Origin of the sequence: Streptosporangium sp. NPDC002721, assembly GCF_042888905.1 — a bacterium.
Lineage (GTDB): Bacteria > Actinomycetota > Actinomycetes > Streptosporangiales > Streptosporangiaceae > Streptosporangium.
This window is the reverse complement of the sequence record NZ_JBIAQI010000031.1, coordinates 108171-114901: the sequence shown is the minus strand read 5'-3', so window position 1 is coordinate 114901 and position 6731 is coordinate 108171. Positions and strand designations below refer to the sequence as shown.

At 65.5% G+C, this 6731-nt stretch carries 8 protein-coding genes and 1 tRNA gene; 4 read left to right on the top strand and 5 right to left on the bottom strand.

Annotation, left to right across the window (positions count from 1 at the left end; genetic code table 11):
• Window positions 1-245: 245 nt before the first annotated feature.
• The gene (locus ACFYWM_RS36625) at window positions 246-1448 is read right to left on the bottom strand and encodes a helix-turn-helix domain-containing protein (RefSeq protein WP_389923731.1); all 1203 of its coding nucleotides are present in this window, start codon (window positions 1446-1448) and stop codon (window positions 246-248) included.
• Window positions 1449-1679: 231 nt separating this feature from the next.
• Here ACFYWM_RS36625 and ACFYWM_RS36620 point away from each other — a divergent pair, with 231 nt between their 5' ends.
• Both ACFYWM_RS36620 and ACFYWM_RS36615 read left to right on the top strand, forming a co-directional pair.
• Window positions 1680-2693 carry a WD40 repeat domain-containing protein gene (locus ACFYWM_RS36620; RefSeq protein ID WP_389923728.1) on the top strand — a complete coding sequence of 338 codons (1014 nt, stop codon included), beginning with the start codon at window positions 1680-1682 and terminating at the stop codon, window positions 2691-2693.
• 216 nt (window positions 2694-2909) lie between these two features.
• Window positions 2910-3503: a hypothetical protein gene (locus tag ACFYWM_RS36615; protein ID WP_389923725.1), complete on the top strand. Its 594-nt coding sequence runs from the start codon at window positions 2910-2912 to the stop codon at window positions 3501-3503.
• 121 nt (window positions 3504-3624) lie between these two features.
• On the opposite strand, the gene ACFYWM_RS36610 is transcribed toward ACFYWM_RS36615, so the two are convergent.
• Window positions 3625-4083: a hypothetical protein gene (locus ACFYWM_RS36610; RefSeq protein WP_389923723.1), complete on the bottom strand. Its 459-nt coding sequence runs from the start codon at window positions 4081-4083 to the stop codon at window positions 3625-3627.
• A gap of 184 nt (window positions 4084-4267) precedes the next feature.
• Here ACFYWM_RS36610 and ACFYWM_RS36605 point away from each other — a divergent pair.
• A tRNA-Phe gene (locus tag ACFYWM_RS36605) sits at window positions 4268-4350 on the top strand.
• Window positions 4351-4491: 141 nt separating this feature from the next.
• Window positions 4492-4701, top strand: coding sequence for a hypothetical protein (locus tag ACFYWM_RS36600; protein WP_389923721.1), 210 nt, complete (start codon window positions 4492-4494; stop codon window positions 4699-4701).
• 196 nt (window positions 4702-4897) lie between these two features.
• On the opposite strand, the gene ACFYWM_RS36595 is transcribed toward ACFYWM_RS36600, so the two are convergent.
• Genes ACFYWM_RS36595 through ACFYWM_RS36585 form a run of 3 tightly spaced genes read right to left on the bottom strand, consistent with a single transcriptional unit; the run spans window position 4898 to window position 6535 of the window.
• Entirely contained in the window at window positions 4898-5257 is a 360-nt protein-coding gene (locus tag ACFYWM_RS36595) for a hypothetical protein (protein WP_389923718.1), read from the bottom strand.
• Window positions 5258-5264: 7 nt separating this feature from the next.
• Window positions 5265-6173, bottom strand: a complete 909-nt coding sequence (locus tag ACFYWM_RS36590) for a hypothetical protein (protein WP_389923716.1) — start codon at window positions 6171-6173, stop codon at window positions 5265-5267.
• Complete coding sequence (locus ACFYWM_RS36585; protein ID WP_389923714.1) at window positions 6170-6535, bottom strand: YbaB/EbfC family nucleoid-associated protein; 366 nt, start codon at window positions 6533-6535, stop codon at window positions 6170-6172. The genes ACFYWM_RS36590 and ACFYWM_RS36585 overlap by 4 nt, the downstream gene beginning before the upstream one ends.
• Between the last annotated feature and the right edge of the window lie 196 nt (window positions 6536-6731).

Sequence of the window (6731 nt, the reverse complement as noted above, 5' to 3'; positions counted from 1 at the left end):
AGCCCCAGCAGAATCGGCGACATCGTCAAAGCCGCACTCGTCCTCACTCATTTCGAACACAGCTACCCAACGTGAAAGTCGCTGAGATCACCTCAATGGGTGCGCACAGAGTTGGATGATCTTGGATATGACTACCTTCCTCTCCTCCCAGAGGACGTAAGGGCCCGGCTCATGCAACAGTGAACACCCGGGACGGATAGTCCCAGGCGTTTCTGTAACCCTTTCCGAAGAGCGCGCCTACTTTTTTATACTCCAACTCGGTCTGCGAGTTCCCGCAGCTCAGGCGAGGGTGGGTCCTGCATGGTCAGCAAATCGGACACAAGTTGGTAGGTGATTCGGTGGTTCCTTATCTGCTCCGGTGTGATGGCCTCGGCCTCCAGCAGCGCGGATACGGCCTCTTCGACCTGTCGACGCTGGGCGTGCGCGCGGGCGAGGTCTATCTGGAGCCGAGCGCGCCGCTCACTCGAAAGCGGCGACGTGTCGACCGCCGTCCCGACCCGGAGCGCGTGTCCGGCGTCTTCCAGTTCGACCGCCACTGTGACCTCGTGAAGCGCGACGTTGGCCGGACCGAACTCGGTGTTGTAGTCGTTGCGCCCCTCTTCCAGCCGTTCCGCGACCTCACGGGCTCGCGCCAGGTGCTGGTACGCGGTGTCCGCCTCGTTCAGCCGGGAAGCGGCCACGGCCCGCTGTAAGGTAAGCCCACCCCACAGCGACATGGCCTCGGGCTTGCCCTCGTCGACCATGAACCACAGAGCCTCGGCGGCTGTGCGAGCCGTCTCCTCCGCCTGGTCGAAGTGGCGCGCGCCCAGGAAGACGAAGCCGAGCCGGAAAGCGCCGGCCGCCATCATCAGCGGGTTGCCCGCCCGCTCCGCGGCGACGATCGCCCGATCGGCGGCGATCCACGCGGCCTCGGGCTCACCGAGCTTGGCGAGCGCGGCCGAGCACGCCTGGTAGGTCACCGCGAGCAGTTCGAACAGCTCCGCCCGCCGCTCCTCGGGAGCCGATCGAGCAGCGGTCTCCAGCGCCGGTATCAGACCCCGCAGCAGGTCGGCCAGCTCCACATACCGGCTTTCGTGTGTCAGCTCCCAGGCCCGATCGACCCGCGGCTGGATCTCCGACGTCGCTGGGACCGGTGCCGAGTGCAGCATGGCCCGCAGGGAGTGAGCCCCCGACAGCACCAGGCGCAGACCGGCCGTTCCCGGGATCTCCTCGGCGGAGGCGGCGACCACCGGTGCTTCCGCGGCCAGCTCCGACAGCGGGATGTCGAGCGCCTCGGCGACCTTCTCCAGGACCGACATGCGATCGACCTTGCGAACCCCGCGCTCCACCTGCGAGATCCACGCCACCGACCGATCGACCAGCCGTGCCAGCTCCGGCTGTGACAGGCCGCGCCGCTTGCGTTCCTGGGCGATGCGCCGCCCCAGGGCTCTCTGATACTCGGTGCTCACCCCGCCGTTCCCTTACCGGTCTGGAGGGACAGCCAGCCGACCTCGGTCGAGGCGAGCAGCTCTTCGGCTCTGGTTATCGACTGATAAGCCGATAACCAGCTGAATCTACCCTTTGTCGGCGATCATGTAGCGGTGGTGACTCCTCTAGATCAACCGCCTCCTTCGTCCACGTCCCACTCGCCGTCTTCACCGAAGCATCCCCGTCGACGTCTCGGCGCCATATGGATCACAGTGATCATCGCCTGTGCGGCTGCCATCACACTCGCCGTGATCTTCCGGCCGATCGCCAAGAGTCCGACGGTGGAAGAGTCAGAACTGACGTGGGATCGCGACCCCGTCGCATCAGCCGCGGTCGGTCAGGTGGAGGGACGGCCGGTCGTCGTCACCGGCGACCTGGACGGCATGGTGCGAGTGTGGGACCTGGCCACGCGTCAATTGGTGGGCAAGCCGATGACCGGCCACACCAGCATCGTCTCGTCGGTGACGGTCGCTCAGGTGGACGGCCGATCGATCGCCGTCACGCTCAGCGTGGACGGCACGATGCGGGTGTGGGACCTGGCCACGCATCAACAGGTGGGTGAGCCGATGAACGGCCACAACGGCAACATGGCGGCGGTCGGTCAGTTGAAGGGACGGACGGTCATCGTCACCGGCGGCGCGGATGGCGCGGTGCGGGTGTGGGACCTGGCCACGCGTCGACCGGTGGGTGAGCCGATAACCGGTGACACCGTTGAGAGTGTCAGTGCGGTGGCGGTCACCCAGGTGAAGGGGAGGGCGGTTGTCATCACCGGCGGCCGGAACGAAACGGTGCGGGTGTGGGACCTGGCCACGCGTCGGCTGGTGGGCAAGCCGATGATCGGCCACACCAACTCCCTGGAAGCAATAGCGCTCGGCCAGGTGGGCGGCCGGCGGGTCATTGTCACCGGAGGCTCGGACGACAGCGTGCGGCTGTGGGACCTGACCACCCATCACCTGCTGGGACAACTGCCCGGCCACGCTGACGCTGTCTACGCGGTGGCTATCGCTCAGGTGGACGGTCGGCCGATCGCCGTCACCGGCGATCTGAAGGGCACGGTGCGGTTATGGGATTTGACCACGCTTCGCCTGCTGGGCAAGCCGGCGACCGGCCACACCGATGCCGTCAAGACAATAGCTGTCACTCAGGTGGATGGTCGGCAGGTCGCGGTCACGGTCGATGACGACTACCGGATGCGGGTGTGGGATCTGCCTGCAATACCGCGATAACGACAAGGGGTGTGACTGCCAGCTCAATGTGATCGGGTACCGCTGCTCGACCACGCTCAACTCCGCTAGCCCTTGGCAAAGTGTCACCCAGGTCCTGAGACGATCTGTCACGCAGATCATGAGACCTGACAGCGCCGGGATTGCCGGCGGCTTTGATGTTTCTTGGCTTCGGTGAGGTCTGCTTGGTTGGTTCTCACGTCGGCGGAGGTGAACACCATGGGGCGACGGCGCTACTCCGCCGCGGATATCACGGTGCTGAGCTGGGATGAGGTCGTTCGTAAACGCCCGGCCATGTATTTCGGAGTTGGTCAGCGGCATCCGGATCTACCAACCAGAATCTTGGCTGCTCTGATGACGGACGCACTCCATCTCCAGGACGGCGAACACCGGAGGACGAACGTCGAGATCATCGGTGACCTGCGATTCACCGTTGTCGACGATCAGATCCGCGAAACAGACGAGCAAGGCGTGCCCAGGCTGGACCATGTGGGGTCACTCCTCGATCGGCGACGATGCCATCAGGCCGCCGCGACAGCGCTGAGCGCACGTACGATCATCGAGGTGTGGGCGGAGGGGCGCGGCTACCGTCAGGAGTTGGTCGGCACGCAGCCCTTGGCTCCCCCACAGGCGATCGTCGCTCCCGTAAGAGACGGAACGCTGGTGACGTATGAGCTCGACCCCTCGTATCTCGTTTCGGGCGCGGCGATCGCTGTCTCGCTTGAGGATTTGGACCTGCACGGCGAGTGGTGTGCAGGACATCCCTTGGTCGGCTCGGTCGTGAAGGATCTGCGGCAGGGCACGGCGGTGTGACCCTGATCGGGTGGGCAGTCCAGGAAAAGCCGGATCCGGTGTTCGTACGCAGGCCTGCGTTCTAGGCCGATGCGCGTCCCATGGCTGTGGACACAGCGGACGATGTCGAACTGGCCCTGACTCAGAAGGCGCGTTTGTCCTCGATGTGGACGACGGTCAGATCGTGGCCGTCTTGGTCGCGCTTGCCGCGGCCGAAGAGGCCGACCGTGAGGTTGTCGTGGTTCTCCAGTTCACCAGGATCGACGTAGGTGAGGATGTCGGGGTGATGGCCGGTTACGGCCCAGCCGGGTGCGTCGTCCAGGTCGATGGTGTTGAAGTCTCCAGCCGGTGTGCCCACACGAACGGGGCCGTACTGCCTCAGGAGAGAAGTCGCCTGCTGTGCGAGATCCTCGGCCGGTTCCATCAAGATCACACAGGTCCCGTGGGCGAACAGGACCCAGGACTTGGCAGGGTCCAGTAGACGACGCCAAGTCTCGACCGCGGCCGTTTGGTTCATGTGGGGCAGCGTAGCGGTCGATGACGACAAGCCCCGAAAAACAATAAATCCCGCCAGGGCCGACAAGGGGTCGATGACACCCACAGGGGCACGCTTCGGCAGCGCCGTTGAGAAACGGCTTGCTCACCGCGAAAAAACACTCACGATCGCCTCGGTGGCCTCGCCACACCATCGCGTTCTCCGCTGGATGCCCGTGGGTGAGGTGGTGGGCTTGTTGACGACAACATCGACCACCGGGAGCGCACGACGGCGGCCTCATGCCGCCTTTGGTCTGGGTCGGCATCAGCGGCACCAAGATAACCGGGCAGCTTGAAAAGCGGAAGGTGGGTGGTTCGACCCCGCCCCTGACCGCAGCAGCCGAGCAGCACAAACGTTCCGAGCGAATATTGTTCAGGGCTTTTTAATTTCCGGTGACAGCAACGTCTCCGCTGCTTCGAATCCCAGGTTTTTCGTGTTCTGGACGATCTTGCCAAGACGCAGGATCATGAGAACGTGAGCAGGACGGACAACACGATGCCCCTTCGTTTGCAGGAGCAGGATGGTCGTCGCTACAGGCACGACATGGGCGGGTCCTATTCGGGCATCGGTGAGGATGCCAACCTGGCGGAGCGCAAGGCGCGGCAGCGGGTGCGACTCGCATTGCTGCGCGGTGAGGAACCGGAGCCGACCAGGCATCGCCATTGCGAAAAGTGGCTCTATTGACGAGGGCCATGGAAGCGGGTGTCCCCGAGCTCTCCGTCGAAGCTCGAACTCGAAAGCGCGGTAGGTCACACCAGATCAGCGCTTTGGGTGAAGCGCGGGAACACGGTCGCTCGCGGTCGGCGGTCCCGGCTCCGGACACCTGGTGAAGACGGTGTCCGGTTCCGGATCCGCCACAACCGGCGCGTCGGATGTGCGGTCAGTCCGTGCCCCAGATCGGCCGGCCGGGATCGGCGGGGGGAAGCGTCGACAGGACGTCGGCCACCGTGTTCCAGTCGGTCACCTCGACGTTGTCGGTCATGACGCGCAGTCGTTCGGCGATCTCGTGGTGCGTGTCGAGGAGTACCTTGATGCCCGCGATGATCTGACCGGTGACCGCCTCGTAGCCGTTGGCGCCGCCCTGGCCCTTGAAGAACGTCACGCCCTCCGTGGTGCCGCCCCAGAAGTCGCCGATGGCGTTCAGGTCCTCGGTGGCGTCGGCGACGAACGCGGCCAGGTTCTCCCTTTCGAGGTCGAACGCGGCCGCCGCCTCGCGGATCTGTGGTTTGTCGAATTCCATGTCGTCCTCAGCCTCCCGCCGGCTTGTGAGCCATGGTGAAGTACAGGAGCGCGCGGCCCAGGGTCTGCTCCCAGGTGGGGATGAGTTCCGTGCCCGACTGCCCGTTCAGGGCCTCGTACGTGGGGCCGTATCCGATCGATCCGCCGGCCATGCGGTTCAGGAAGTTCTGGACGTCCGCGTTCGCGGTCACCTTCTTGGCCAGGGGCGCGGCCGCGTCGAACACCCCGTAGAAGGCGATCGAGGCGGTGAACTCCTTCAGCGCCTGCGTGGCGTTCTCCTTGAGCGAGCCGGGTGACTCACCGCGTGCCGCCTTGACGCCCGCCACGACCGCCACGTCGCCCACGGCGAAGAAGACACTGCCGATCGTGTACTCCGTCAGCTTGCTCAGCACGAGCTTGGCGATGCTGTGTTCCAGCAGCTTCGCCAGCAGCCGGGCCTGCGCCCGCCGGATGAGGATCTGCGTGATGTGGTACGCCGCCCCGGCCTGCCAGGGGAAGGTGGTGATGAAGACGAAGCTGGCGAGGTTCGCCAGGGCCAGCGTCCAGTACGCGTCCCGGGCCGTCTCGATCGCCTCGGCGAAGGCCGTGCAGGCCGCGCTGTTGTCGCGGCACCGTTTCGCGAGCTTGGCGGCGTACCCGTTCTCCTCGGCCTGCGGATACAGCTCGGCGGTGACCGCAGCCTTGAACTCCTCCACCCCGCCCCCGCTGTTCCTGCGCCACACCGCCTCCGCGGCCGAGTAGGTCTGGTCGGGGCTTTTTTCGATGCGGTCGGCAAGGCGGGCCCAGACGGCGGCGGCTCGGCGCGCCTTGTCCGGATCGCCCTCGGGGTACTGGACGGCCAGCATCTCGAACACGAAGGCGGCGATGCCGAGGGTGCCGAACCCGTAGATGCTCGCGCGACCGGGACTGATTTTCAACGCGGCCGGGTCCCGTCGGTACGGTCGCCGTCCAGCGGCGTGCCGGCGACGAACGGCGCCACCAGATCGCTCGCCTCACGCTCGGCGTCGCGCGCCGCCCGTGCGGCGGCCTCGATGATCGCCGCCGCGAGCGGGTCGGAGCCGAGCCGTATGGCGCGCGGATCGATCGTGAGCCCGACGAGCCTCCCGGCCTGCGTCACGTTCACCACGACCCGCCCGTCGGCCGCCTCGCCCCGGCCCTTGACGGAGTCGATCCGATCGCGCAGCCCTTCCAGTGCCTCCATGTCCCGCTGAAAGCCGTGAAAGAGCTTGCTCAGCTCCTGGTCGCCGGTGGTGGCGAATGGATCTGTCGGTGATGTCATCCTGCCTCCTGGGTCACCCGCGCGATCTTCGCAATATACACATAAAAAAGTAGGAAATAAGGGTTTTTTGCTCGTAGGCGGAATGCCGGCCTGGTCGGCGACAGCCCGGCGGTGGTGAGGGTGCCCGCTCGTGGTTCTTGGGGACCCGTTTCGGTGATGCTCGGTTATGGGTAGGTTGAGGCTGGTTTGGTGTACG